Origin of the sequence: Kocuria varians, from assembly GCF_006539885.1 — a bacterium.
Classification (GTDB): domain Bacteria; phylum Actinomycetota; class Actinomycetes; order Actinomycetales; family Micrococcaceae; genus Kocuria; species Kocuria varians.
In genome coordinates, this window is sequence record NZ_BJNW01000021.1 from 26,283 (window position 1) to 51,272 (window position 24,990).

The 24,990-nt window shown below is 70.5% G+C and carries 23 protein-coding genes, 1 tRNA gene and 1 pseudogene; 11 read left to right on the forward strand and 14 right to left on the reverse strand.

Features of this window, described 5'->3' with window-relative positions:
* Positions 1-70: 70 nt before the first annotated feature.
* Positions 71-1,207, forward strand: coding sequence for a 23S rRNA (uracil(747)-C(5))-methyltransferase RlmC (rlmC, locus tag KVA01_RS10810; RefSeq protein WP_068468232.1), 1,137 nt, complete (start codon positions 71-73; stop codon positions 1,205-1,207).
* Positions 1,208-1,220: 13 nt separating this feature from the next.
* Here the strand turns inward: rlmC and KVA01_RS10815 are convergent, their stop codons facing one another.
* Positions 1,221-1,760: a gluconokinase gene (locus KVA01_RS10815; RefSeq protein WP_233438859.1), complete on the reverse strand. Its 540-nt coding sequence runs from the start codon at positions 1,758-1,760 to the stop codon at positions 1,221-1,223.
* A gap of 374 nt (positions 1,761-2,134) precedes the next feature.
* On the opposite strand from KVA01_RS10815, the pseudogene KVA01_RS10820 reads away from it, so the two are divergent.
* The 3 genes and pseudogenes from KVA01_RS10820 to KVA01_RS10830 all read left to right on the forward strand — a co-directional run bounded on the left by KVA01_RS10820 (position 2,135) and on the right by KVA01_RS10830 (position 4,752).
* Positions 2,135-2,724: pseudogene (locus KVA01_RS10820) on the forward strand (rhomboid-like protein).
* Positions 2,725-2,914: 190 nt separating this feature from the next.
* A complete protein-coding gene (locus KVA01_RS10825) occupies positions 2,915-3,526 on the forward strand; it encodes a GntR family transcriptional regulator (RefSeq protein WP_141270258.1) in 612 nt (203 codons plus the stop codon).
* Positions 3,527-3,540: 14 nt separating this feature from the next.
* Positions 3,541-4,752: an MFS transporter gene (locus KVA01_RS10830; RefSeq protein ID WP_233438861.1), complete on the forward strand. Its 1,212-nt coding sequence runs from the start codon at positions 3,541-3,543 to the stop codon at positions 4,750-4,752.
* Positions 4,753-4,939: 187 nt separating this feature from the next.
* Here KVA01_RS10830 and KVA01_RS10835 read toward each other — a convergent pair whose 3' ends face one another.
* The 3 genes from KVA01_RS10835 to KVA01_RS10845 all read right to left on the reverse strand — a co-directional run bounded on the left by KVA01_RS10835 (position 4,940) and on the right by KVA01_RS10845 (position 8,039).
* Entirely contained in the window at positions 4,940-6,298 is a 1,359-nt protein-coding gene (locus KVA01_RS10835; protein WP_197461442.1) for an MFS transporter, read from the reverse strand.
* Positions 6,299-6,535: 237 nt separating this feature from the next.
* A complete protein-coding gene (locus tag KVA01_RS10840) occupies positions 6,536-7,285 on the reverse strand; it encodes a sulfite exporter TauE/SafE family protein (protein WP_068468240.1) in 750 nt (249 codons plus the stop codon).
* A 142-nt stretch (positions 7,286-7,427) separates the two neighbouring features.
* The gene (locus KVA01_RS10845; RefSeq protein WP_068468242.1) at positions 7,428-8,039 is read right to left on the reverse strand and encodes a hypothetical protein; all 612 of its coding nucleotides are present in this window, start codon (positions 8,037-8,039) and stop codon (positions 7,428-7,430) included.
* A gap of 139 nt (positions 8,040-8,178) precedes the next feature.
* Here KVA01_RS10845 and KVA01_RS10850 point away from each other — a divergent pair, with 139 nt between their 5' ends.
* Entirely contained in the window at positions 8,179-8,787 is a 609-nt protein-coding gene (locus KVA01_RS10850) for a class I SAM-dependent methyltransferase (RefSeq protein WP_068468245.1), read from the forward strand.
* Between the two features lie 55 nt (positions 8,788-8,842).
* Here the strand turns inward: KVA01_RS10850 and KVA01_RS10855 are convergent, their stop codons facing one another.
* Positions 8,843-9,946, reverse strand: a complete 1,104-nt coding sequence (locus KVA01_RS10855) for a type I restriction endonuclease (RefSeq protein ID WP_141270262.1) — start codon at positions 9,944-9,946, stop codon at positions 8,843-8,845.
* A 320-nt stretch (positions 9,947-10,266) separates the two neighbouring features.
* On the opposite strand from KVA01_RS10855, the gene KVA01_RS10860 reads away from it, so the two are divergent.
* From KVA01_RS10860 to KVA01_RS10870, 3 genes are all read left to right on the forward strand, one after another.
* Entirely contained in the window at positions 10,267-11,418 is a 1,152-nt protein-coding gene (locus KVA01_RS10860; RefSeq protein WP_218023611.1) for a DUF808 domain-containing protein, read from the forward strand.
* 51 nt (positions 11,419-11,469) lie between these two features.
* Complete coding sequence (locus KVA01_RS10865; RefSeq protein WP_068468250.1) at positions 11,470-12,372, forward strand: arylamine N-acetyltransferase family protein; 903 nt, start codon at positions 11,470-11,472, stop codon at positions 12,370-12,372.
* A 212-nt stretch (positions 12,373-12,584) separates the two neighbouring features.
* Positions 12,585-14,096: an LGFP repeat-containing protein gene (locus KVA01_RS10870; protein ID WP_233438862.1), complete on the forward strand. Its 1,512-nt coding sequence runs from the start codon at positions 12,585-12,587 to the stop codon at positions 14,094-14,096.
* A 131-nt stretch (positions 14,097-14,227) separates the two neighbouring features.
* Here KVA01_RS10870 and KVA01_RS10875 read toward each other — a convergent pair whose 3' ends face one another.
* Genes KVA01_RS10875 through hisC form a run of 3 tightly spaced genes read right to left on the reverse strand, consistent with a single transcriptional unit; the run spans position 14,228 to position 18,534 of the window.
* A complete protein-coding gene (locus KVA01_RS10875) occupies positions 14,228-15,928 on the reverse strand; it encodes a thiamine pyrophosphate-dependent enzyme (protein ID WP_141270264.1) in 1,701 nt (566 codons plus the stop codon).
* The gene (locus KVA01_RS10880) at positions 15,925-17,397 is read right to left on the reverse strand and encodes an amino acid permease (protein ID WP_141270266.1); all 1,473 of its coding nucleotides are present in this window, start codon (positions 17,395-17,397) and stop codon (positions 15,925-15,927) included. The genes KVA01_RS10875 and KVA01_RS10880 overlap by 4 nt, the downstream gene beginning before the upstream one ends.
* Before the next feature lie 3 nt (positions 17,398-17,400).
* Positions 17,401-18,534, reverse strand: a complete 1,134-nt coding sequence (gene hisC, locus KVA01_RS10885) for a histidinol-phosphate transaminase (RefSeq protein WP_233438863.1) — start codon at positions 18,532-18,534, stop codon at positions 17,401-17,403.
* Positions 18,535-18,699: 165 nt separating this feature from the next.
* On the opposite strand from hisC, the gene KVA01_RS10890 reads away from it, so the two are divergent.
* Complete coding sequence (locus KVA01_RS10890) at positions 18,700-19,185, forward strand: Lrp/AsnC family transcriptional regulator (RefSeq protein ID WP_068468253.1); 486 nt, start codon at positions 18,700-18,702, stop codon at positions 19,183-19,185.
* Between the two features lie 167 nt (positions 19,186-19,352).
* Here the strand turns inward: KVA01_RS10890 and KVA01_RS10895 are convergent.
* The 3 genes from KVA01_RS10895 to KVA01_RS10905 form a co-directional block, all read right to left on the reverse strand.
* A tRNA-Leu gene (locus KVA01_RS10895) sits at positions 19,353-19,436 on the reverse strand.
* Between the two features lie 83 nt (positions 19,437-19,519).
* Positions 19,520-20,377: a metal-dependent hydrolase gene (locus tag KVA01_RS10900; RefSeq protein ID WP_141270270.1), complete on the reverse strand. Its 858-nt coding sequence runs from the start codon at positions 20,375-20,377 to the stop codon at positions 19,520-19,522.
* 129 nt (positions 20,378-20,506) lie between these two features.
* On the reverse strand, positions 20,507-21,145 hold the full coding sequence (locus KVA01_RS10905; protein WP_231860581.1) for a YdcF family protein: 639 nt from the start codon (positions 21,143-21,145) through the stop codon (positions 20,507-20,509).
* 119 nt (positions 21,146-21,264) lie between these two features.
* Between KVA01_RS10905 and KVA01_RS10910 the strand changes: the two genes are divergently transcribed.
* Positions 21,265-21,741: an acyl-CoA thioesterase gene (locus KVA01_RS10910; protein ID WP_068468259.1), complete on the forward strand. Its 477-nt coding sequence runs from the start codon at positions 21,265-21,267 to the stop codon at positions 21,739-21,741.
* 132 nt (positions 21,742-21,873) lie between these two features.
* Here KVA01_RS10910 and KVA01_RS10915 read toward each other — a convergent pair whose 3' ends face one another.
* The 3 genes from KVA01_RS10915 to KVA01_RS10925 form a co-directional block, all read right to left on the reverse strand.
* The gene (locus KVA01_RS10915) at positions 21,874-22,479 is read right to left on the reverse strand and encodes a DUF2617 family protein (RefSeq protein ID WP_233438865.1); all 606 of its coding nucleotides are present in this window, start codon (positions 22,477-22,479) and stop codon (positions 21,874-21,876) included.
* A 109-nt stretch (positions 22,480-22,588) separates the two neighbouring features.
* Complete coding sequence (locus KVA01_RS10920; RefSeq protein WP_141270272.1) at positions 22,589-23,692, reverse strand: aldo/keto reductase; 1,104 nt, start codon at positions 23,690-23,692, stop codon at positions 22,589-22,591.
* Positions 23,689-24,324: a tetratricopeptide repeat protein gene (locus KVA01_RS10925; protein ID WP_068468263.1), complete on the reverse strand. Its 636-nt coding sequence runs from the start codon at positions 24,322-24,324 to the stop codon at positions 23,689-23,691. The genes KVA01_RS10920 and KVA01_RS10925 overlap by 4 nt, the downstream gene beginning before the upstream one ends.
* Positions 24,325-24,438: 114 nt before the next feature.
* Between KVA01_RS10925 and KVA01_RS10930 the strand changes: the two genes are divergently transcribed.
* The gene (locus KVA01_RS10930; RefSeq protein WP_141270274.1) at positions 24,439-24,885 is read left to right on the forward strand and encodes a YsnF/AvaK domain-containing protein; all 447 of its coding nucleotides are present in this window, start codon (positions 24,439-24,441) and stop codon (positions 24,883-24,885) included.
* Positions 24,886-24,990: the final 105 nt, after the last annotated feature.

Consider the following 24,990-nt stretch of genomic DNA (forward strand, 5'->3'; position numbering starts at 1 on the left):
CCGCCAGGACGGGCCGGGGCAGGAGGAGGCGGCGCGGCGTCGTCGTGCGGGCCGCCGTACACTCGGGCGGGTGGAATGCGGATACTACGAGCGGGACCTGTGCCACTCGTGCACGGTCATCGAGGTGCCCTACGACCAGCAGCTCGCACGCAAGCAGCAGCTCGTGCGGGACCTCGTGGACCCCCTGGGTGCACCGCGCTGGCTGACCCCGGTGGCGTCCGCGGAGTCCGGGTTCCGCAACAAGGCGAAGATGGTCGTCGCCGGTACGGTCGGCGCCCCGACCCTGGGCATCCTGGACCGCGGTGCCGGGGTGGACCTGCGGGACTGCCCGCTCTACCCCGAACCGGTGACGCTCGCGATCCACGGGCTCGCCGAGTTCGTGACCCGGGTGCGGCTGCTGCCGTACGACGTCGCCAAGCGCCGCGGCGAGCTCAAGCACGTGATCGTGACCGGTGATCCGCGCGGGCGGCTCATGGTCCGCTTCGTGCTGCGCAGCGAGCGGCAGCTCCCCAAGATCCGCGAGAACACGGACCTGCTGCGGGAGCTCGTGCCCGCCGCGGACGTGGTCTCCGTGAACCTCCAGCCCGAGCACAAGGCCGTGCTCGAGGGCCCGCGGGAGATCCTGCTCACCGAGCAGGAGGAGCTGGTGGTCGAGGTCAACGGGATCGGGCTGCGCGTCCGGCCGCGGTCCTTCTTCCAGACCAACACCGCGGTCACGGAGCGGCTCTACGCGCAGGTCCGCGACTGGGTGGACGCCGCGGACCCGGCCACGGTCTGGGACCTCTACTGCGGCGTGGGCGGCTTCGCGCTGCACGCCGCCGGGCCCACCCGCACGGTGGTCGGCACCGAGATCTCCCCGGAGGCCGTGGCGTCGGCGCAGGACACCGCCCGCGCGATGGGTCTGCCGGAGCGGGGTCCGGGCTCCGTGCGCTTCGTGGCCGACGACGCCGCGGCCGTCCCCGCCGAGCTCAGCGGCACCCCGGACCTCGTGGTCGTGAACCCGCCGCGCCGCGGTCTGGACGCCCCACTGTGCGCGTGGCTGGAGGAGTCCTCCGTGCGCCACGTGGTCTACTCCTCGTGCAACGCCAAGACCCTGGCCCGCGACCTCGCCCTGATGCCGTCGCTCGCGCCCGTGGAGGCGCGGCTCTTCGACATGTTCCCCCACACCGGGCACTACGAGGCCGCGGTGCTGCTGCGCCGGGCCTGAATCCGGCGTGTGCTCAGCGCCGAGCCGCCGCGAGCTCGGCCAGGTGCGTGACGGCCTCGCGCACCATGTCCGCCACGGGCTGGTCGATGTCCAGCACGTAGCCGCGCTCGTCCGCCGTGAGCGGTTCGAGCGTGTCGATCTGCGACTGCAGCAGGGTGGCCGGCATGAAGTGCCCGCTGCGGCCCTCGATGCGCCGCGTCAGCACCTCCAGGGACCCGTTCAGGTGCAGGAACAGCGCACCGGGTGCCTGCGAACGGATCTGGTCCCGGTACATGCGCTTCAGGGCGGAGCACGCGACCACGATGCCGTCCCCGCGCTCGCCGTGCTCGTGCAGCGTGCGCCCCACGATCTCGAGCCAGGGCGCACGGTCCTCGTCGTCCAGCGGGGTGCCCGCCGCCATCTTCTCCACGTTCTCGAGGGGGTGCAGGCTGTCCCCGTCCACGAACTCCACGCCCAGCTCGTGCGCCACCAGCGTGCCGATGGTCGTCTTCCCGGAGCCGGACACGCCCATCACCACGACGAGCGGGGTGGGTCCTGCCGTCCCGCCGCTCACGCGAGCCGCTCCGTGGTGGAGGCGAGCGGCGTCGTCGTGACGGCGCCCTGGCCCGCCGTCCGCGACGGCGCCGCGCTGGTTGTGGCGGCCGGGGTGTGTGTGGTCTTCATGCGGTTCCTTCCGAAGGTGGCTGAACGGTTCCGGGGCAACGATGCCACGTTCGTCCGACGCATGCTCCGGGAGGCGGGGGCCCGGGACTGGCGCATACTTTCAGGATGATCACTCTCGCGCTCGTCGTCCTCGCCGTGGTGGGCCTCTACGCGGTGGAGCACGGCTGGCCGGGATTCCGCAGGATCGGGCGGTGGTGGCTGCGCCACGGTGAGCCCATCCGCGACCGGGTGCGGCACGCCCCGCTGACCTACGTGTACCTGGTGATGCTCACATTCACCACGTGGCTGCTGAGCAACTCCAGCCCGCACCTGCGGGCGGCGTTCCTGGCGGAGCAGTCCACCACCCTGCCACAGCTGAGCACGCACCCGCTGACGTGCTGCTGCGCAGCTCCATGTACGTCACGCCGCTGGAGCTGCCCGTGTGGTGGATCGCGTTCAGCCTGGTCGTGGCCCCGCTGGAGCGGCGGTTCCGGTGGCGGCGCGTGCTCGGAGGTGTCGCGGTGGGGCACGTGGGCGCCACGGTCGCGGTGGCGCTGCTGCAGCTGTGGGTGGGCCCGGAACCGTCCCTGCCGGGGCTGGCCCCCACCCGGATCGACGTGGGTGCGAGCTACGGCTTCTTCGCGCTCGCGGCCCTGGCGACCTACGGGTCCGAGGGACGACGCCGCGTGCTGTGGATCGCGGCGATCTTCGGGTGGATCGCGGTGTCCCTGGCGCTGGAGGTCTCCTGGGCGCCGATCGGGCACACCATCGCGGCCCTCCTGGGCTTCGCGAGCTTCCGCCTGGTGAGTCCCGCGGCGGCGGTGCGCCACGAGGCCCGGGTGCGGGCGCGGCACCTGTACGAGATGCAGCACTGATCCGGACCGCCACTTTGCGGTCGCGCACGGCGACTCCTAGTATGCATCTAGTATCTATGTGCGTCCGGCCGGGACGCCGGCGCCCGACGACCTCGGGCCGCGCACCCGGCGCAGGGCCCCGGCGTCGTCATCCCGACACCGGAGCCGGGCCCGTTCTCCGCACGACCGCCCCGTGACTCCCTGGAGGGACATGGCCCCCAACGCCGCCGACGACGCCTACCAGCAGGTCAAGGCCCGCATCCTCACCGGTGCCCTGGACGGCCAGCTGCTCTCCGAGGGAGCCGTGGCCGCCGAGCTCGGCGTCTCCCGCACCCCGGTGCGCGAGGCCTTCCTGCGGCTGCAGGTGGAGGGGCTCATGCGCCTCTACCCGAAGCGCGGGGCGCTCGTGGTGCCCGTGGGGCCGCACGAGTCGCGGGAGGTGCTCGAGGCCCGCCGTGTGGTGGAGTGCGCGAGCGCGGCCTCGGCCCTGCGCGACCCGGCCCTGCCGGGGGTCCTGGAGGACCTCCTGGACCAGCAGCGCGCCGCCGCGGGGACCCCGCGGTTCGAGGAGCTGGACACCGCGTTCCACACCGCGATCGTGGACGCCGCCGGCAACAGCCTGCTCAGCGGCTTCTACCGCGGCCTGCGCGACCGCCAGATCCGGCTGATCGCCACGGCCGTGCGCAGCGCGGGGGACCGCCCCGAGGGAATCCTCGAGCAGCACGAGGAGATCCTGCGCGCCGTCCGGGAACGGGATGCGCTACGGCTCGAAGAACTGCTTCAACAACATCTGCACCGTGTGTACGAGGGGATCGTGTCATGAGAGTCAAACCCTGGATGAGAGCCAGTTCCGCGCTGTTCGCGGTGGCCTGGGGAGGCAACGAGTTCACCCCGCTGCTGGTGATGTACCGCTCGGTGGAGGGCTACGACCAGGTGGCCGTGGACATGCTTCTTGCGTCATACGTCCTGGGCATCGTGCCCGCCCTGCTGATCGGTGGACCGCTGTCCGACCGCCGCGGCCGCCGGGCCCTGATGATCCCCGCGCCCGTCCTGGCGATGGTGGGCAGCATCATGCTGGCCGTGGGCGCGGAGAGCCTGCTCATGCTCTTCGTGGGCCGTGTCTTCTCCGGGCTGGCCCTGGGCCTCGGCATGGCCGTGGGCACCTCGTGGATCAAGGAGCTCTCGGAGCGGCCCCACGAGGAGCACCCCGAGCGGGTCTCCGCTGCGCGCCGGGCCTCCCTGTCCCTGACCGCGGGCTTCGCGCTCGGTGCGGCGGTCGCGGCGGCGCTCGCGCAGTTCGCCCCGCTGCAGACCGTGCTGCCCTACGTCATCAACCTCGTGATCTGCGTGCCCGCCGTGCTCCTGGTGATGGGTGCCCCGGAGACCCGGCCCGCGGCGCAGAACCCCGGGCCGCTGCTGACGGACCTGAAGATCCCGGCCGCGCGGCAGCACCGGTTCTGGTTCGTCGTCGCCCCCTCCGCCCCCTGGGTCTTCGGCTGCGCGGCCTCCGCGTACGCCATCCTGCCCGCGCTCACCGCGGACGTGGTGGGTCCGAGCTACGGCATCGCGTTCTCGGGACTGATGTGCCTGGTGGGCCTGGGCTGCGGGTTCGTGATCCAGCCCCTGGGCAAGCGCCTGGACCGGGACGGCTCCATCCGGTCCCTGGCCGTGGGCATGGTCGCGGTGATCCTGGGGATGCTCGCGGCGGTGCTGGCGTCGGCCACGCTGAACATCGCGGTCGTGCTGCTCACCTCCGCGATCCTGGGCTGCGGCTACGGGCTGTGCCTGGTGTCCGGGCTGCAGGAGGTGCAGCGGATCGCCCGCCCGGACGACCTCGCCGGGCTGACCGCGGTCTACTACTCGGTGACCTACCTGGGGTTCTTCGTCCCCATGGTCCTCGCGCTGGTCTCCAGCCTCACGAGCTACCCCTGGCTGTTCTGCTCGGGTGCCGTGATCGCGGCCCTGTGCCTGGGCGTGATGGTCTACGGACGGCGCCACGAGGTCCGGGACCTGGACGCGGTGGCCGCGGGCGGCGTCGTCGGCCGCTGATCCCGGGACGACGACGCCGCGCGGCCGGGAATCGAGGGCGGCCACGCCGGGCCCCTGGCGGCCGACCCGCAGGAGCCCGGACCGCACGCGCCTCTCTCCGCGCGGAGGCGGACAAACGGCGATGGCCGGGGCAATCCGCCCCGGCCATCGCCGTTCATCGGGTGGGTGCGTCACGCACCCGCCGTGCCTACTCCGCGGAGCTGACGTCCCGGTGGTGGGCCATCAGGCGCTTCTCGCGCGGCAGCACGAAGAGCAGCAGCACGATGGTGAGCACCACGGACAGCGTGAGCAGGCCGTAGGTCATGCCCCAGCCGTACTGGTGCACCACCCACCCCACGCCCGTGGAGGCGAGGGTCGCGCCGAAGACGTAGCCGAACAGGCCCGTGAACCCGGCGGCGGTGCCGGCCACGTTGCGGGCGGACATGTCCAGCGCCTGCAGGCCGATCAGCATCACGGGGCCGTAGATGAACGCGCCGATGAAGAACAGGAACACCATGAGCAGCCAGTACGGGGTGCCCACGGGGGCCAGCCAGTAGGCGACCAGGAACACGCCCACACCCACCATGAACGTGATGCCGGTCCAGCTGCGGTTGCCGTGGAAGACCTTGTCGGAGACCCAGCCGCACGCGAGCGTGCCGAAGATGCCGGCGAGCTCGAAGAGGGAGAAGCCCGCGATGCCCTGGGCAAGGGACATGCCGTGGTGCTCCGCCAGGTACGTGGGCGCCCAGCTCAGCACGCCGTAGCGCAGCGAGTAGATGAACACGTTCGCCAGGGCCAGGTAGACCATGGTGGGGTTGAGCAGCACGTGCTTGACGATGATGCTCCAGTAGGAGGCGCCCTCGAGCTCGCTGGTGTCCGCCTCGACCTTCGCGGGGTCGTTGCGGTACTCCTCGATCGGGGGCAGGCCCACGGCCTCCGGGCGGTCCCGAACCAGCACGAACGCGATCACGGCCACCACCAGGGCGCCGATCGCGGGAACCCAGAACGCGGACTGCCACGAGTCACCGGTGATGGCCAGGCCGAGCGCGGCCAGCGCCCCCACGCCCATGCCGCCCACGTTGTGCGCGGTGTTCCAGATGGCGGTCTTCCAGCCGCGCTCGTTCGTGGAGAACCAGTGCACGAGCACGCGGCCGCACGGCGGCCAGCCCATGCCCTGCACCCAGCCGTTGAGGAACATCACCGTGGCGAACAGGGCCACCGAGGCGGAGACGGCGGGGACGAACGCCACCACCAGGTTGGCCACCGCGGACAGCGCCAGGCCAATCGGCAGGAAGTACCGGGCATTGGAACGGTCCGAGATGGTTGCGGAGAAGAACTTGGAGAACCCATAGGCCAGCAGCACGGCGTTGCCGATGATGCCGATGCCCACGGTGTTGATCCTGCCCTGGTCCAGCAGCAGCGGAGCGATCAGCGAGATGTTGTTGCGGATCAGGTAGAAGCCCGCGTAGCCCAGGAAGATCCCGATGAACACTTGCAGTCGCAGCCGGGGATAGCGCCGCTGGACCTCGTCCTCGGGAAGGCGCGGGGCGGGCGACGGAGCGGCCATCCACCGCGTGAGCGGCGACATGGTCCTGGCAGTGGCGGTGTCCGCGACAGTGGTCTGCGGGCTGGGGGCGTCAGGGGGCATCCGGTCCAACTCTCGGGTGGTCGTGGGCCGTTCCGGGGCCCGGTGGGAAGAACGGCCATCGTACCCAGGTTGTTCACAGAAACGCCTTGCCTGTGGGCAGGATCGCGCGTGGGAGACGTGCGCGTCACGACGCGCATCCGCGGCGCGACGGGCGCTTCAGCCGAGGAGCAGGGTGGCCGCCCCACGGACCAGGACGACGACGCCGCCGGCGGCGGCGAGCGCCATCGCCAGTTTCTGAGCCGTCGCCTTCGAAAGGTGCTGGGCGAGCCAGGTCCCGGCGACGATGCCCGCGAGGACGGTGGCCACCAGCGCCGCGAGGGCGGCGAGGGCTGGGACAGGAAGCGTGAAGTGCACCCCGGCGGCGAGCTTGGACACGGTGGAGAGGATGCCCATGCTCATGAACACGGGCTGCATGGTGGCCGCAAAGCGCACCTGGTCCCAGCGCGTCACGCGCGAGTAGACGACCATGGCGGGCGCGGCGACACCCGCGGTGGAGTTGAAGAACCCGCCGATCAGACCGGCCGGGACCACCGCGGCCCGGCGGGAGGCACGCGGGGTGGCGGGGGAGAAGCGGGTGATGGTCAGCGCCGCGAGCACCACGGCGCCCACCGCGACCTGCAGCCAGGCGCTCGGCACCCAGCGCACCACGAGTGCGCCCGCCACGATGCCTGGCAGTGCGGAGGTCACCAGCACCGCCGCATGGCGCCACTCCACGAGCCGGCGCACCGAGAGCGTGATGAGGAACCCGGAGCATGTGGTCGCGGCGTTGGTGGCGAGCACGCCGGCGCCCGGACCCATGAGCAGGGACAGCACCGGGGCCACCACTAGCCCCACCCCGGTGCCGGAGACGCGCTGCAGCACCGTGCCCACGAGGACCGCGGCCAGCGCGGCGAGCAGGACGGTCATGGGGGCTCCTTCGTGAAGCGGGTTCCATGCCGCTGATGCAGCGAGCCACGGTTGTGCGAGATGGAGCGAATCCACTCATGATCTCAGGCAAGCTGCCCCGGCGCTCTGAGGGTGATGCCCACCTGGCCCCGCGGCTTCGGGATTAGATGTTCCACTCCCATGCCCCATCTAGCAAGGAAGGCCCGTAGATCAGGGTTCCCTTGGTGCTCGGAAGGTCCAGAACAATTTTCCCGTTGGCGCGTTCTGCTGGGCCCATCTCTCTGATCAGCTCCTTCGAGTCCAGGCAATTGAAGACCGGATTGGTCATGACAGAATTTGCCGTTTTCCCCTTGTCATCCACGAACTTCCAATCTGCGGGATTGAACATGAAGTCCTGGCCGTAGAGCGCCTCCTTGAAAGATTCGGCGGGTCCTGTCTCCGCCTCGACGTTCACGGTCACAAGATGCCCGTTCTCGGCAGGCATGGCCACGGGGCTGGTGCACTGGGTGTCCATGTCGACTGACTTCACGGTGAACTCAATGACGGGTTCGGATTCACCGTTCTGCCCTTCGACTGTGATGCCTGCGGACTCCCCAAACTTCTTCTGGAGGTTCCCGCGCTCGGACGTCGGCGAGGTCGCGTCGGCCTCGGCGGTGGAGGCGCCGGGCGAAACCTCAGCGGTGGTGGGTGAGGCATTGGAGCTGTTTGCTGCATTGCATCCAGCGAGGCAGAGCATCATCACGGGGACAATGACGAGGTAGGACAGACGCTTCACGGGGGGCCTTTCGGGGTGACGAGGGGTGGCACAGACCGTGCACAGATCCAACAATAAATATGCATATGTAATTTCTTTGGGATCTACGCGTCGTGGCCTGCGACTGCCCTCATGTGGGTTCCCGGCCTACCCTGGCCCCATGGTGGAACAGAGCAAGTGGATGGCACAGGTGGAGCGCAACCCCGGGCACTCGCAGTGGTACGTGGAGCGGTTCCGGACGATGGCGGCTGAGGGGCAGGACATCGTGGGGGAGGCTCGGCTGGTGGACGCGATGCTGCCGCGCGGCGCCCGCGTCCTGGACGCCGGCTGCGGCCCGGGCAGGCTCGCCGGGTACCTGCATGGGGTGGGGCACCACGTCACCGGCGTGGACGTAGACCCCGCCCTGATCGCCGCAGCGAAGCAGGACCACCCCGGTCCGCGCTACGAGGTGGCCGACCTGGCAACCCTCCCGGACCTCGACCTCGGTGCGCCCTTCGACGCGATCGTGTGCGCGGGCAACGTGGTCACGTTCCTCGCCGAGAGCACCCGCCGGGACGTGCTGCGCGGTTTCCGCGCGCACCTGGCTCCGGAGGGTCGAGCGGTCGTGGGCTTCGGGACGGGCCGCGGCTACCCGGTGTCCGTGTTCTTCGACGACGCCGCCGCGGCTGGTCTCACCCCTGAGGTCACCCTGGGCAGCTGGGACCTGCGCCCGTGGCGCGAGGGCGGGGACTTCCTGGTGGCGGTGCTGGGAGTGTCCAGAACAGCATGAAAGAGAGCGTTCCCTCCCCGCGCTCTGCGGAGAGGGAACGCTTTCCGGCCGAGAGTCAGGACAGGAGGCGATCCACAGTGGCGCGGAGTGTGTCGCTGAGGCCGTAGATCTGCTCAGGAGCATCCACCGCGTGGCGGGTCTCGGCTTTGTTCTCGTCGAGGATGCCCACGTATTTCTGGCTGCGGTTGAAGTGCAGCCGAGCGATCGTCTTGCGGTTGTTGTCGTCCAGGAGGATGGCGCAGTAGCTCTTGGCATCCCGGTACGAGACGCGAGAGATGTCCACCTGGTTGCACACGATCGCTCGCACAATGTTGAAGGCCGTGAGTTCTTCGGCGGTGGTGATGATCCCGTCTTCGCTTTCCTGCAGGTCCTTCTCCGCCTCGGGCTGACTGGCGAGTTCCACCGCGGCATCGTCGTCCTGGGGGAAGACCGGCGCAACGGAGCTGGCCCCGAGCGCGGTCGTCAGGCGGTTGTTGACCTGCTCGTTGAGGAACTGCTGCGAGGCCTTGACGACCAACGGGGTGAACTGGTCGCGGGTCTTCTGGGTGAACGAGCCTTCGTAGACCCGGTTCGTGAAGAACCTGATCCAGTCGACGGAGGGGTCCCGGAACTCCGCGGCGATTGCCCGCTTGATCTCCCCCACGTACTTCAATTCGCCAGCCGCATTGATGATGGAGTCGAGGTCGAACTCGGTCTTGCTGAGTTTCTGCAGCTCCGGGATCACTGTGGTGTCGATGTCGAGCAGGTCCAGGACCAGGAAGGGCTTCGCGTCCATGCGGTTGGGAGCGTCGAGATCCGTATAGAAGTGGTACTTCGCTCCGTTGGTGAGGATCGCGATGCGGGCGTTTGTCACCGCGAAGTACCGGTACAGCTGGGAGGCGTGCTCCAGGGAGAGGGGGGCACCTACGTGCTTGCACTCGATGAGCATCTGGATCTGCCCGTCCTGGACGATCGCATAGTCAATCTTCTCGCCCTTCTTCACCCCCACGTCAGCGGTGAACTCAGGAACCACCTCGGACGGATCGAAGACGTCGTAGCCGAGGATCGTGGAGATGAAGGGCATGACGAAGGCGTTCTTGGTCGCTTCCTCCGTTTCCAGGGACGCCTTTTGCTGCGCGACCTTGTTGGCCAGAGCCGACAGACGTTCGGTGAAATCCATGGGGGCCTCCGTGGGGCTGTTGGGTGAGTTTGTTTCACCGGGACCGCGGGCTTGGAGCACCGGGGCGGGGTCTCTGCAAAATTAAACCCACCATACTGATCGCCAAAGCAAATTCGCGCGGACGCGCCCGTGGCGCGAGGGCGGGGACTTCCTGGTGGCGGTGCTGGAGGTGGCCAGGGGGTGAGCGGGGAACCGGACGAACGGGGCAGTTCTCGGCTGCGCGCCCTGGGAACCACCACCGCGAGCCACTGGTCGTCCTCTGCACCCTCTAGTCTTGTTCCGAACACATCCTTGGTGGACGACCTGGAAGAGGGAAGCGGATGGCCGCTGGACTGGCCGCACTGCTGGACGACATCGCGGCACTGGCGAAGCTGACGGCGGCGAGCCTGGACGACGTCGCCGGTGCCACCGGGCGGGCGAGCGCGAAGGCCGCGGGCGTCGTCGTCGACGACACCGCCGTGGCACCCCGGTTCGTGGAGGGCGTGAGCCCCAAACGCGAGCTGCCGATCATCAAGAAGATCACGATCGGCTCGCTGCGCAACAAGCTGCTCGTCATCCTGCCCGTGGCCCTGCTGCTGAGCCAGTTCGCGCCGTGGCTGCTCACGCCGCTGCTCATGCTCGGCGGGACATATCTCTGCTTTGAGGGCGCAGAGAAGGTCATCGAGCGCTTCTCCCCCAACAAGCACGCAGAGGAAGAGCCGGCGGCGAACCGCGGCCCGGACGCCGAGAAGAAGATCGTCTCCGGCGCCGTCCGCACGGACCTCATCCTCAGCTCGGAGATCATGGTCATCTCCCTGAACGAGGTCTCCCACGAGCCGCTGCTCTCCCGCACCCTGATCCTCGTTGCGGTGGCCATCTTCATCACGATCCTCGTCTACGGGGTGGTGGCGGTGATCGTGAAGATGGACGACATCGGGCTGGCGCTCGCGAAGAAGGACTCCGAGGGGGCTCAGAAGTTCGGCCGCGGACTGGTCAAGGCCATGCCTGCGGTGCTGCAGGTCATCTCCGTGGTGGGCGTCTTCGCCATGCTGTGGGTAGGCGGGCACATCATCCTCACGGGCATGAACGATCTCGGCTTCACGCCCGTCTACGACTGGGTGCACCACCTCGGAGAGTCCGTCCACCACGTGGCGGGCGTGGGTCCGGCGTTCGCGTGGATCGTGGAGACGTTCTTCGCGCTGGTGCTCGGGGTCATCTGGGGCTGCGTGATCGTGGGTATCGTCCATGTGCTGCCGTTCGGGAAGAAGCACGGGGAAGGCACGGACGACGACGCCGCGGCTCAGGACGGTGACGCAGCCGCAGCTGAGCGCGCGGCGTCGCCGGCAGGCACGGTTGCCGACACCTCGGATCGCAGCACCCCGGACGACGGTGCCCCGGGCGGTGACGTTTCGGACCGCAGCACCCCGGAGTCACGGGCCCCGGGGGCCGGGAGCGCCGAGGGCGGCTCGACCGCGGCGGACCGTACCGACTGAGCACCGTCCGCCTTTGACGCGTCGCCACGCCCGTCGACACGGAGGGACCGCATGACCCACGCGACCGCCCAGGAGTGGCAGATCGACACCGTGGACGTGCCGGCCTACCTGGCCGCGCTCGGGGTGGAACCCGCGGCGCCGCCGAACCTTGACCTGCTCGAACATCTGCACCGCGCCCACGTGTCCACCTTTCCGTTCAGCAACGTGGAGGTGCTGCTGGGTGAGCACCCGGGCGTGGAGCCGGCCACCGTGTTCGACCAGGTCGTGGTGCGCCGCCGTGGCGGGTACTGCTTCGAGCACTCGCAGCTCTTCTCCGCAGCACTGCAGACGCTCGGCTTCACGGTGCGCCGCGCGCTGGGCCGGGTCCGTTCGCTGCAGAGTGCGCGCACCCACATGACGGTCCTCGTGGACCTCGACGGCGCCCGGTACCTGTGCGATCCCGGGTTCGGCTTCAGCATCACCGGCCCCATTGCCCTCGACGACGGCGCTCGCCGCGTGGAGGGGGACCGTACCTTCTCCGTGGGCCGGGTTCCGGACGAGGGCTGGCCGCTGTGTTCCCTCAACCGTGACGGGGAGATGGAGCATGTGCTGGACGAGTCCACGGTGCACCCGGCAGACGTCCGGATGGGCCACCTGATGACCTCCACCGGCGAGGACTCCGTCTTCCGCCAGCGCCTCATGGTCATGCGCCACACCCCGCAGGGGCACGTGACCGTCACCGAGGGCGGGGTGACCGTGCGGTGGCCGGGGGAGCGGAGGTCGCACGAGGAACTCGGGGTGGACCGAGTGGTCGGCCTCGTACGGGAGCTGGACGTGAGGGTCTCGGACGCGGAGACGGAGGAGCTCGCCCGGATCGTGGCGGGCCTGCGAAGCCGACCGGGCGCGGTGACACTGCATCGTCGGCACCCCGGCCCGCGCCGTCGTGCCCATTCAGCTGCACAGTCCGAGGAGTAGGCAAGCCCTCCGGGAGGCCGCTCTGGAGGGCAGTTCCACTCCTCAGATTCAGGGTGCTGCCCGGAGGGTCTCCGTGCGCGCGGTGCCCTCGACTGGAATGATCGGGCTCTGGCCAGGCATTCCTCCCCCGCATGCGCGGCCACTGCCGTGCCCGGAACCGAGCTGACCGGGCGCGGGACAACTGCACATCCCCCCTCAGAAAGCACCCCCCCATGCATTTCTCACGTCATCTCGCCGTGCCCGCGGCGGCCCTCGTCCTGAGTGCCGCGACGGCTCTCGTCCCCGTTCTGATCGGCCCCGCACTGATGAGCCCTGCAACGGCGGGCACCGCCCCGAGCACCACGGCCCACCTGGGCACCCTCCAGAAGGGCGCCTCCCAGGCCAGCACCGCCCAGGCGAGGGCCGTGCAGACGGGTGCCTCGGCGTCGTCGGCCCGCATGCCTCAGGTAACGGCCCCCAGAGCAGCGGCGCTGCCCACCACCGGCTACCACCGCTCCTTCACCGGCGCGGGGAAGACCTCCACGTATCACGTCTATGCGGACGGCCTCGACCGTTCCAAGGCCGTGGGAGTGCTGTACTACCTGGGTGGCGACTACACCAGCGTCAAGGAGACCTGGGTCCACAACCCCGGGGGCACGCACCTCACGGCCATGGCGGCGGAGGCCCGAAAGAAGAACATGGTCCTGGTGGTTCCGATCTCCCCGGACACGGACACGTCCGGCAACGGCGTGACCTGGTGGGAGGAGGCCGACGGCAACGGCGACTGGTTCCGCGCCCTCCAGGCCGGTCTCACATCGAACTACGGTCTGGACGCCTCCCGCACCTGGTTGGCCGGCTACTCGGGCGGGGCGGAGTTCCTCACCTACGAGCTGCTCGCGGACCGTCAGGGCTGGCTCCAGGGCGGCGGTGCCACGATCATCGGCGGGGGCGGGTCCGACGGCATGCAGACCGCGCCGAGCGCCGCCGTCCGTTCGCTGTCGCTGACTTGGCTCGTCGGGTCGAAGGACGTGGCGGGCAGCACCACCCCGGCCACGTGGTCCGCGTCCGCCACCGCGGCCCAGGGCAGGCAGCGCTACGTCCGGGATGGTTTCACCCGTACCCGCCTGACCACGCTGCCGGGGCTCAGCCACGACGACTACGACATCGTGGGCCTGATCTCGAAGGGTCTGGCGACGCTGCCGCCCGCCCCGGCGACGTCGTCCCCCTCCTCCCTGCTGCGCGGCGCCATCCGGGCGGACTACCTTGCCACCGGCGGGGCCGCGACGTACGGCCAGCCCACCTCGGCGGAGAAGCCCACGGGGGTGCACGGCGGCGTGTACCAGGGTTTCACGAAGAACTGCACCTACTACTGGAGCCCGCAGACGGGAGCGCATCCGGTGCGGTGGGGCACGGGCATCGGCAACGCCTACCGCGCCGCAGACCTGGAGCGCGGGTGGGGGTACCCGGTGATCGCCGAACGGGCCCTCGCCAACGGCGCGTACCAGGACTTCCACCGGGGCACCGCGCGTTTCCGGGCAATCTACTCCCCGCGCACGGGCACCCACGCGGTGAAACTCAGTGGCGGCATCGGGACCGCGTGGCAGAAGGCCGGTCACGAGCACGGCTGGGGCTTCCCCACTACGGAGGAGTACACCGTGAACGGGGGCGTGGCGCAGAAGTTCTCGAACGGGTGGGTGGCCACCTGGCACCGAGCCACCGGGAAGGTAACGGTGGCGAAGGGCTGAGCGAGCTCCGTCGTCGCCCGCCGGGACCGCTCCGCGACCCGCGGCAGAATCTCAGGCGCGACATGCCCACCGGGACCGTCTCCCAACGGGCATGTCGCGCCTCAGATGTGCGAGGGGGGACGACGCCACCCTCAGTCCCGCTCCGGCTCCGCCGCCTTCGCCCGGCTCGCCGGCATGATGAAGCGCCACGGACTCTGCTCGAGCGAGAGCGGCATGGGGACCGTGATGACCGTGGGGCGCTTCGCGGCGACCGCCTCGGCCATCGCGGAGCGCAGTTCCTCCGGGGTGGTGGCACGCAGTCCGAGGGCCCCGAAGGACTCCGCCATGCTCACGAAGTCCGGGTTGCGCAGCTCGGTCGCGGAGCCGTGGCCGTAGATGCGCACCTGGTCCGCCTGCACGTTGCCGAACGCGCCGTTGTCGAAGACCACCGTGATGACGTTGAGTCCGTGCTGCACGGCCGTCGCGAGCTCCTGCACGCCGTACATGAACCCGCCGTCGCCGGTCACGGAGACCACCACGCTGTCGCGGTGGGCGGCCTGCACACCCAGGGCCGTGGGGAAGCCGTAGCCCAGGTTGCCCTGGTACCCGCACGTGATGAAGTGGCGGGGCTCGAAGACGTCGAACGCGAAGTAGGACGCGAAGCCGATCTGCGAGACCTCCTCCACGAAGTACCCGTCCCGGGGGAGCACGTCCTGGATGGCGCCCAGGTAGTCGGCGTGGGGCTTCAGCTCGGCGATCTCGCGCCGCGCCTTCTCCTTCGCCGCGGCGAGCTCCTCGTGGCGTGAGGCCCGGGGCGCCGTGTCCTGCAGCGCGGTGAGCAGCTGCTCGACCACCAGGCGCGAGTCCCCGGTCAGCCCCACGGTCGGTTCGAGCCGCTGCTGCTGGGCCGGGTCCACGTCCACGTTCACGGTGACCAGGTCCTCGGGGGTGTCCGGCCAGCGGAACCACACGAGCTCCTGCCGGGTGCCCACCGCGAGCAGCACGTCCGTGTCCGCCCACCGCTCGAAGCCCGCCGCGCTGGAGAAGCCCAGCGGGTGGTCGTCACGGACGATTCCGCGCCCGCCGCGCAGGGAGACCACCGGCGCGTGCAGCATCTGCGCGAGCTCCAGGATCCCCTCGCGGGCGTTCCGGGCGCCGCTGCCCACCATGATCATGGGGTGGCGCGCCCCGGCGAGGGCGCGGACGGCGCGCGCCACGGCGTCGTCGTCCGCGCCGCGCGCCTCGGCGGGGGTGATCTCCACCGGGGGCATGGGGGCCGTGCGGGTGAGCACGTCCCACGGGATGGCGACGACGGCGGGGCCGGGCCGCCCGCCCGTGGCCTCCGAGAACGCCTCGGCGACGGCGCCCGGGACCTCTGCGGGGTCGGTCACCGTCCGCGCCCACTTGGTGAACGAGGACACCGTGGCCTGCTGGTCCGGCATCTCGTGCAGGTGGCCCATGCCGCGGCCCATGAACTCCGTGGGGATCTCGCTCGTGAGGCACACCGTGGGCGTGCTCGTGGCGAGCGAGGTGAGCATCCCGGCGCTCGCGTTGAGGACGCCCGGGCCCGGCACGACGCTGAACACCCCGGGGCGCCCGGTGGACTGCGCGTAGCCGAGGGCCATGTACGCGCACGCCTGCTCGTGGCGGGCGCCGATCACCTCGATGCCCGGCTCGTTGCGCAGGGACTCGAACAGCTCGTACGTCTGCACGCCGGGGATGCCGAAGACGGTGTCCACACCCTCCCGCACCAGCCCGGCTACCGCGGCCTGGCCGGCCGTGAGCTCGCGGGGCGCGGCGTCGTCGTCGGCGGTGTCCCGGGCGGAGGTGGAGACAGTGTCGTGGCTGCTCATCGGTCCCTCTCCTGCTCCTGCTCGGAAGCGGCGGGCGCGTCAGCGGCGGCGTCGTCGAGCTCGGCGTGGACGGTCGCGGGCTGCCTGGTGCGGCGCGTCACGAAGATCCCCGTCACGGCGATCAGCGCGGTCGCGCCGACCGTGAGCAGCAGCTGCGTGCGGGCGGCGGGGTCGAGCATGGCGATCACCACGATCACCACCAGCAGCGCCACCGTGAGGTAGGACAGGAACGGGAAGAGCGGCATCTTGTACGTGGTGGAGCGCTCGCCCGGGTTCTCCCGCTCGCGGCGGTGGCGCAGGGTGATCTGGGAGGCCGCCACGGAGATCCAGATGATGATGATCGTGGAGCCCACGATGGACAGCAGCGTGTCCAGGACCTTGCCGGGGAACAGCGCCTCCAGGATGCTCGCGACGAATCCGAACGAGACCGTGAACAGCACAGCGCGGCGCGGCACGCTGTTGTGCGCGGTGCGCTTGATGCCGGCGGGGGCGTAATTGCGCTGGGCGAGCGAGTGCATCATGCGCGAAGCGGCATAGACGTTGGCGTTCAGCGCACTGAGCAGCGCGAAGACCGCGACCAGCGCCATGATGTTGCCCGCCGCGGGCATCCCGGCCACGTTGAGCACGGCCGCGAACGGGCCCTCGGGCGGATCGGCCTGCGAGGGCTTGAGGACCGCCACGATGATGAACACGGAGCCGATGTAGAACAGGCAGATCCGCCACGCCACGGTGCGGATCGCGGTGGCCACGCTGCGCTGCGGGTCCGCGGTCTCACCGGCGGCGATCGCCACGATCTCGGTGCCGCCGAACGCGAAGATCACGATCAGCAGACCGGCACCCACGCCCGCGAGGCCGGTGGGGGCGAAATCCGCGAAGTTGGACAGCCCGCCCTCGTGGCCGGGGATCACGCCGATCAGCATGAGCACGCCCACCACGAGGAACGCGAGGATCACGCCCACCTTGATGAAGGCGAACCAGAACTCGAACTCGCCGTACTTGCTCACCGCGAACATGTTGATGGTGGTGAACAGGGCCATGAAGATCAGGCTCAGCACCCACGTGGGAGGCACGGCGACGTCACCCATGGTGTTGTGCAGGATGCCGGTGAGGATCGTGGCCGCGCCGTTGGCCTCCGCGGCGGTGACCACGGCCAGCTGCACCCAGTACAGCCAGCCCACGGTGTAGCCGGCCACGGGGCCGAACGCGTTCTGCGCGTGCGTGGAGAACGCGCCGCTCGTGGGGTTCGCGGCGGAGAGCTCGCCGATCATCCACATGACCAGGATGACCAGCGCGCCGGCCACCACGTAGGAGAGCAGGATCGCGGGGCCGGCCACGGCCACGCCCTTGCCGCTGCCCAGGAACAGGCCCGCGCCGATCGCGCCGCCCAGTCCCATCATGGTGAGCTGGCGGGGCTTGAGTCCGCGCACGGTGCTGGTGGAGACCTCCGGGGTCTGACGGGTGGTGCTCATGGTTCAGCCCCCGATCCGGGACGACGACGCCGCCCGCAGGGTCTCGAGGGCGTCCTGCGCCGCCACCAGGAAGGCCTGGTTGGCCGCGGGGGACCCGATGCTGACGCGGATGCCCTCGTCCGGGAACGCACGGGCGATCACGCCGTGGCGCGAGAGGGTCTCCTCCGCCTGCACGGTCTGGGCGCCGGTGCGCAGCCACACGAAGTTCGCCTGGGACTCGGGCAGCTCCCAGCCCTGCGCGAGCAGCTGCTGGTGCACGTGGTCGCGCTGCTCGATCAGCGCGGTGATGCGCTCCTCGATCTCCGTCTCCGCGGCGAGGCTCGCGAGGGCGGCCTGCTGGGCCAGGTTGGTCACGCCGAACGGGATGGCGACGGCGCGCAGGGCGGCACTGATGTACTCCGGCGCGATCGCGTAGCCGATCCGCAGCCCGGCCAGGCCGTACGCCTTGGAGAACGTGTGGAGCACCACCACGTTGGGGTACTCGTGGAAGAAGTCGATGCCGCGGGCGGCGTCCGGGGCCACGTTGAAGTGCACGTAGGCCTCGTCCACCACCACGAGCACGTTGCTCGGCACCTGCGCCATGAACGCGTGCAGCTCGTCAGCGGTCACGGAGGTTCCGGTGGGGTTGTTGGGCGTGCACACGAGCACCACCTTGGTGCGCTCGGTGATCGCGGCGGCCATCGCGGGCAGGTCGTGGCGCTCGTCCTCGGTCAGCGGCACCTTCACCGCGGTGGCACCGGCCAGGCCGGCCAGGATCGGGTACGCCTCGAAGGAGCGCCACGCGAAGACGACCTCGTCCCCCTCGTCGCACACGGAGCGGATGATCTGCGAGGCGACCTCCACGGACCCGCTGCCGAAGCTCACGGACGACGGCGCCACGTCCCAGCGGGCGGCGACGGCCTCGGTGACCGCGCGGCACGTCATGTCCGGGTAGAGGTTCATCTCCGGGGACATCTGGTTCACGGCGTCCAGTACGGACGGCAGCGGCGGATAGGGGTTCTCGTTGGACGAGAGCTTGTACTGCAGGACGTCCGAGCCCGCGGCGGACTTCCCCGGCTTGTAGGGCGGCAGGGAACGCAGTGCGGGCCGCAGGGACACGGCGGGCTGCTGCGAGCCCTCGGGGTGCTGAGTTGTCACGGTTGACTCCTTCACGGCATTGTGGTCGGAGTCACAGTGGCACAGGTCTCCGGGGGTGACAACCATTCAAGGCCGTACGGCACAGAATGCACGTTCCGGACAGGCCTACCGACGGGTCGCTGTACAAAGTGTCACTCATGAACGGCGTGAGCGCGAGGGGCTGGAATGAAGATCGACGAGTTGGACGTGCGGATCGTCGAGCTCTTCAGCCGGGAGGACGGCATCGGGGTGCTGGCGGCCTCCCGTGAGCTGGGCGTCGCGCGGCCCACCGTGCAGTCACGGCTGGACAAGCTCAAGGCCGCCGGGGTGATCGAGTCCACGGGCCCCATGCTGGATCCGGCGCGGTTCGGCTACCCGGTGATGGCGATCGTCTCCATCGAGATTGCGCAGGGCGTGGGGCACATCGCCGTGGGGACCGCGCTGAAGGAGATCCCGGAGATCGTGGAGATGTACACCGTCTCCGGGGACCACGACGTCATGGTGCGGGTGGTCGCCCGCTCCAACGACGACCTCCAGCGCGTGCTCGACGCGGTGGCCGGCACCGGCGCCGTGAACCGGACCCGCAGCGTCGTCGTGCTGCAGACCCACTTCCAGAACCGCCTGCTGCCGCTCTTCGCGCGGGTGGGCGGGGTGGAGCCCGGCGGGGAGTGAGGTCGGCCCGGGTTCGAGGGGCGACGTCGCCGGGTCGGGGCCGTGGCTCCTCGCCCGGTGCGGAGGCACCGGGGAGACGGCTGCAGGACAGAGGGACCTCCGGTGGGTGCGCCCCGGACATGCGAAAATCCCGCCCGACCAACCGGTCGAACGGGATTTCCTGACGGTGCGCGAGGGGGGAGTTGAACCCCCACGCCCTCTCGGGCACACGGACCTGAACCGTGCGCGTCTGCCTATTCCGCCACTCGCGCTCGTTGTCCCGCTCGGCGTGCGCCTGCGAGCAACGTCGAAAACAATACCCGACGCCCGCCCGCTTTGGCGAATCGCGCTCCCCTCACACGCTCACGGTGAGTCCGGCCCAGGAGATGGCGGCGCAGAAGAGGCCGGCGAGGGCGTAGAGGGTCACGGGCACGACGAACGCGATCTCCCGCGCCGAGCCTGCGTTGCCGAGCACGGGAAAGCGCACGAACGCGCTGCGCCGGTAGAACGTGGTGGGCAGCGGCAGAGGGATCCGCAGGGGCCACAGCAGGTGGATGCCCTGGGTGGTGAGGAGGTCCCCGAGCATGTGCACCGCGCAGCCGAGCCCCACCGCGACCACGAACCAGCGCGGGTCCTCCGGGGGATGGGTGGCCACGAACGCCCCGAGTAGGATGCCCACGACCCAGTTCGCGTGGGCCAGCCGGTCCGGGACGAACGCGAGCACCTTCACGGCGCACGCGATGAGCAGCACGGAGAGCACCGCGGCGAGCGGCCACACCTGCCCCGGCAGCGACGCCGCGGCGTCCGGGACCGGGGCGGCGGCGTCGTCGGCCCCGGAGAGCGCGTGCCAGCGCAGAGCGTCCCCCACGGGCAGGGAGGCGCGCTGGGAGAGCACGGCGAGCAGCACGATCAGCGCGAGTCCCAGCAGGGAGTGCGTGGCCCTGCGGTGCCCGCCCGAGACGGCGCTCGTGGCCTTCGCGATCCACCCGGACAGCGGCGGCAGCGAGCGGGCCACGGTGCCGCCGGGGTGGTCGAGGTCCGGCAGTAGTGCCGCGCCGGCGCAGATCAGGGCGCCGGTGATGACCCCGGCGTTGCCCACGGGCATCAGGCCGAGGCCCATTGGAAGGCTGACGTCTGCCAGCTGGACGGTGTACGTGCCGGTGAGTGCCACCCACGCGGCGGCTCCGCAGGCGGCGTGGCTGGGGCCCATCATCGGGGCGACCTGGGCATGGAACGGTCCTCTCGAGACCTCGGGGAAGAAGTGTTTCCCCAGGCTAGGGAGGGGGTCCGACCCGCATAAGCGACCGCGGGGACGGCCCGTTCGAGCTCAGGAGGCTCGCGCTCAGGAGGTGGACTTGGGGTTCCCCGGCAGCTGCTGGTCGCAGCCGGGGGTGAGCCACGCCTTCACGAAGCCGGCGCTCTGGTGCACGTACTGCATCAGCAGGGCCTTTCCGCTGAGCTGGAAGTCCACGGAGGACATGCGCAGCTCGCCCGCGTAGCAGCGGGAGAGGATCATGCGGGAGCGCGTGATGTGCTGCGTGAACGTCACCGCGGTGACCGTGTTCCAGCCGCGTTCCTCGGCGAGCTTGCGCAGCTCGATCGCCTCACCCTGGGTGGTGGAGGGGTTCGGCTTGAAGCAGATGACCTCCACGCCCTCGTGCGGCTCGCAGAACTTGCGCGCGTCGTAGTAGGCCACGGTCTCGGGGGAGTCGTAGGGCTCGGAGTCCGGAACGGAGATCACCAGGGTCTTGGCGATGTGCTGGTGGTACACCAGGTCCTCCGCCTCCGCCACGCGCGTGGAGTCAGGGGGGCCCAGCACGAACACGGCGTCCGAGGCGCGGGGTGCGTCCAGGCGGGGTTCGTCGAGCGCCACGTGGCACACCGCGAGCCAGGAGACGAGCAGGACGACGACGGCGAGAGCCACCACCAGGGGCCACCGGCGCCTCGCAGCGGGGGCCTGACCGGGTGCCGTTTCTGTCAAGGGGTTCCTTCCGCGGGGGGACGATCGGCGGGTGCGCCGCGGATATCATCTCACCCAGTGGCAGCGCGGACGCCGGTTCCGCGTGGTGACCGGGTGAACCCCCAGCAAGGAGACAGTGCATGCGTTCGAACGAGTATCTCGACCGCGCGGTGGTGTGCCAGGTGCCGCTGCGGTGGGGGGACATGGACCCGTACGGCCACGTGAACAACGTGGAGGTCATCCGGGTGCTGGAGGAGGCGCGGATCGCGGCGTTCGGCGTCCCTGTGGGCACGGGCGAGCAGGTGGCCCCGGCGCAGATCCCACTGTTCTCCGTGCTTCCGGAGGGCACCCAGGCGCTGATCGCGGAGCACCGCGTGAAGTACCTGCGCCCGCTCGAGTACCGCAACGTCCCCGTGGACGTGCGCGTGTGGGTGGTCTCGGCGAAGGCCGCCACCCTGGTGCTGGGCTTCGAGATCCTCGACTCCGACGACGGCGCCCCGGTGGTCCGCGCCCAGACGCAGCTCGCGCTGTTCGTCCCGGCCACCCGCACGGTGCTGCGCATCACGCGCGAGCAGCGGGAACTCCTGGAGCCCTACACCGCGCCTTCGCCGTTCTGACCGGCGGTGCGCCAACCGCCCCGAACGGGGTGGGGGGACGGCGACGTCGCAGCCCTGGGTTGCCTGGCCTGCCGCGGGAATCCCTGGCTTGGGCGGAGGGCGACGCCGCGGCGCGGCCCTGGCCGCCCGCTCTCAGGCGGCGGCGCGGGCGGTCGCGGCGAGACGCAGCTCCGCGCGCGTGCGCACGACGAACCCGGTCTCCGGCAGCACCCGCCACGTCCGCCACATGAGCACGCCGGAGTCCGTGTCCACGTGGCACGCGGCGGCGGTCACTGCGGCGGGCTCGTCCGGGTCCTGCACGGCCAGTGCGAGGGGTGTGTTCTCCAGGGTCTCCCACAGCCGCCGCAGCTCCTTGCGCAGTCCGCGCGGGGAGTGCTCGGTGACGGTGCACCCAGTCTCCACGTGGGACGCGAACGGCGTGGGGTGGGCCAGGCTGCGCAGCACCGGCAGCGCCGAGGCCCCCTCGTCGAAGACGCCCACCGTCTCGATCCACTGCTCACCGTCGTGGCTGATCACGCACTGGTGCCGACCCGGTGCCACGCGCAGCTCCACGTCCGTGGCGTCGTCGATGCGTAGCGTCCGGGAGGCGGGGGCGTCGAGCACCCCGAGGTCGGTGCGGAACCCGAAGTCCTCCGGGTGGTGCGCGGCGTGCCCGGGCACGGGAGTGAGCCAGAGGTGCTCCATGGTGTCTGTCTTCCTGTTGGCGTCGCGGCAGCCCACCGCGGGTACTTCACGCATGAAAATATCCCCGGGGGTGGGGACAATCAAGCACCGTTCGGTCACCATTGGGTGACAGTGCGCCGTGAATTCCCGGCGCTGGAGACCGGCCGCGGCGTCGTTGCGGAGCTCAGGGCAGCGGGTGCCCGCGCGCCGCGGTCCACAGCGCGTACCAGTCCTCGTGGCTCATCAGCGCGGCCGCGCGCGGGGCCTCCGCGCACGCGGCGATCCGCCGCGGGTCACGCGTGCCGACCACCGGCCGGATGCCGTACGGGTGGCGCAGCAGCCACCCCACGACCACGGCCTCCGGCGGCACCTCCATGCGCCGCGCCAGCTCCCGGACCAGGGCACTCGTGCGCTCGCGGGGAGAGGCCGACGCCGCGTCGTCGCCCGCGGAGGGCCCCGCGGCGTCGTCGTCGGGCGAACCTGCCGCGGTGGCCGCGGGCTTCTCCCCGGCGTCACCGGCGTCGCTCACGGATGCGCCCTCGGAGACGGGGGCCCGGAAGCCATTGCCCGGCGCAACCGCGCCAACGGGCTCATGGGAGTACGCCCCGCCGGCCAGCGCACCCCACGCCTGGATCTCGATGCCGTCCGCCACGCAGTGCGCGAGCAGTCCCTGGGGGAAGGTGGTGCCGGCACCCTCGGGGTGGTTGGCGAGCACCTGGCCCTCCACGAAGTCCCGGTGCGCGAGGCTCATCTGCATCTGCACGGCGGTCAGGGGAACGGTCGCGAGCTGCTGCATCACGGCCACGTGCTGGGAGGTCATGTTGGACAGCCCCAGCGAGCCGATCACACCCTCGCGGTAGAGCTCGTCCACGGCGTGCGCCGTCTCGCTCAGCGGTGTGAGGGGGTCCGGGCGGTGCAGGAGGAGCCGCTCCACGCGGTCCACACCCAGCCGGCGCAGGGACGCGTCCAGGGAGGAACGGATCGAGTCCCGGTCCAGGCGGTAGTGCGCGGGGGTGCCCGGCGCGGCGTTGTTGCCCGGCAGCCGGATCCCGCACTTGGTCTGGATCTGCACCGAGTGGCTGAGCAGCTCGTCCTCCGCGAGGATCTGCCCGAACACGGTCTCGGAGTCCCCGGAGACGTAGATGTCCGCGTGGTCGAAGAGCCGGATCCCCGCGCGGTGGGCGGCGTGGACGGCCTCGCGGGCGGCGTCGACGGTCTCGGTGGTAATCCTGTCCTGGCCCCACGCCCCGCCCAGGTTCATGCAGCCGTAGATCAGAGGAGTGCTCACGCGGCACCGCCCTGCTGCTCGGCGGCGCGGCGCAGCCGGGCGGCCTCCGCGAACGCGGCCGCGGACTCGTCCATGCGCCCGCTGCTCTCGTAGAGGGAGCCGAGCTCGGTGAAGCAGTCCGAGCGGTCCCGGCAGGAGTCCGGGTCCTCCTGGTAGAAGTCCACCGCACGGTTGTAGGCGGTCACGGCCTGCGCGGTCCGGCGGGTCTGGCGGTAGACGCGGGCGAGGTTGACGTAGCAGTCCGCCTGGTCCCGCGGGTCGTGGGGCGCGTCCAGGTACTGGCCGAGGGCGTCCAGCAGGTGGTTCTCCGCCGCACGGAACTCGCCGGTGTCCGTGAGCAGTGAGCCCAGGATGAGGTGTGCGCGGGCCTTGTGCCTGCCGCTGTCCTCGAGGTCCGCGAAGTACTCCAGGGCCTTGCCGTACTCGGCCACCGCCCTGCTGGTCCTGTCCGTGACCACGTACACGTGCCCCAGGTTGTAGTGGCACGCGGCGAGCTCCCTCTCGGTGCCCTCGCCCTCGTGGAACAGTTCGATCGCCTGGCGGTAGGCCGTCTCCGCGCCCGCGTGGTCGCCGCGGTCCTCCGCGTCCAGGGCTCGGGTGAAGTACCCGTTGCCGTCGTCCGAGTAACTCATCAACGCATCCTCCCGTGGCCGGCCAGGCTCCCCAGAATGCTACATGCGGCGGCTGGGCGGGGACCCTGCTGATAATCTCGGTCGCACACTCTCACTGGCTCTCTGGAGGTCACGATGGCACGACAGAACGGCACGCCGGGGCACGACCCGCGTGAGCCCCACCGCGCGGACGCCGCGGAGCGCGAAAACGCCTCGGTGGTCCGCCACGAGGAACGCCTCGTCATCAATCGCGAGCGGGTGGACGCGGGCCGCGCACGGCTGCGCAAGTACGTGGTCGAGGAGCCCGTGCGCCAGGAGGTCACGGTGGCGGCCGAGGAGCCGGACATGGTGCGCACCCCCGTGACCGCGGAGGAGCGCCAGGCCTTCCTGGACGGCCGCGAGCTGGCGGTCGGCGAGGACGAGGTCATCCTCTACCGCACCGAACCCGTGGTGCAGACCGTCCGCGTTCCCTACCAGCGGGTGCGGCTCGTCGCGAAGCGCGTGGAGCACACCGAGGTCGTGGAGGACACCCTGCGCAAGGAGCGCGTGGACGTGGAGACCCTAGGGGATCCGCGCGCCTGAGCCGCTGCGTGTCCGGTGCGGCGCGGACGCGCCACCGGAATCGCACATCACGGCGGGTACGACGACGCCGCCCCACCGGCACCTGCGGGCCGGCACCCTGGTTGC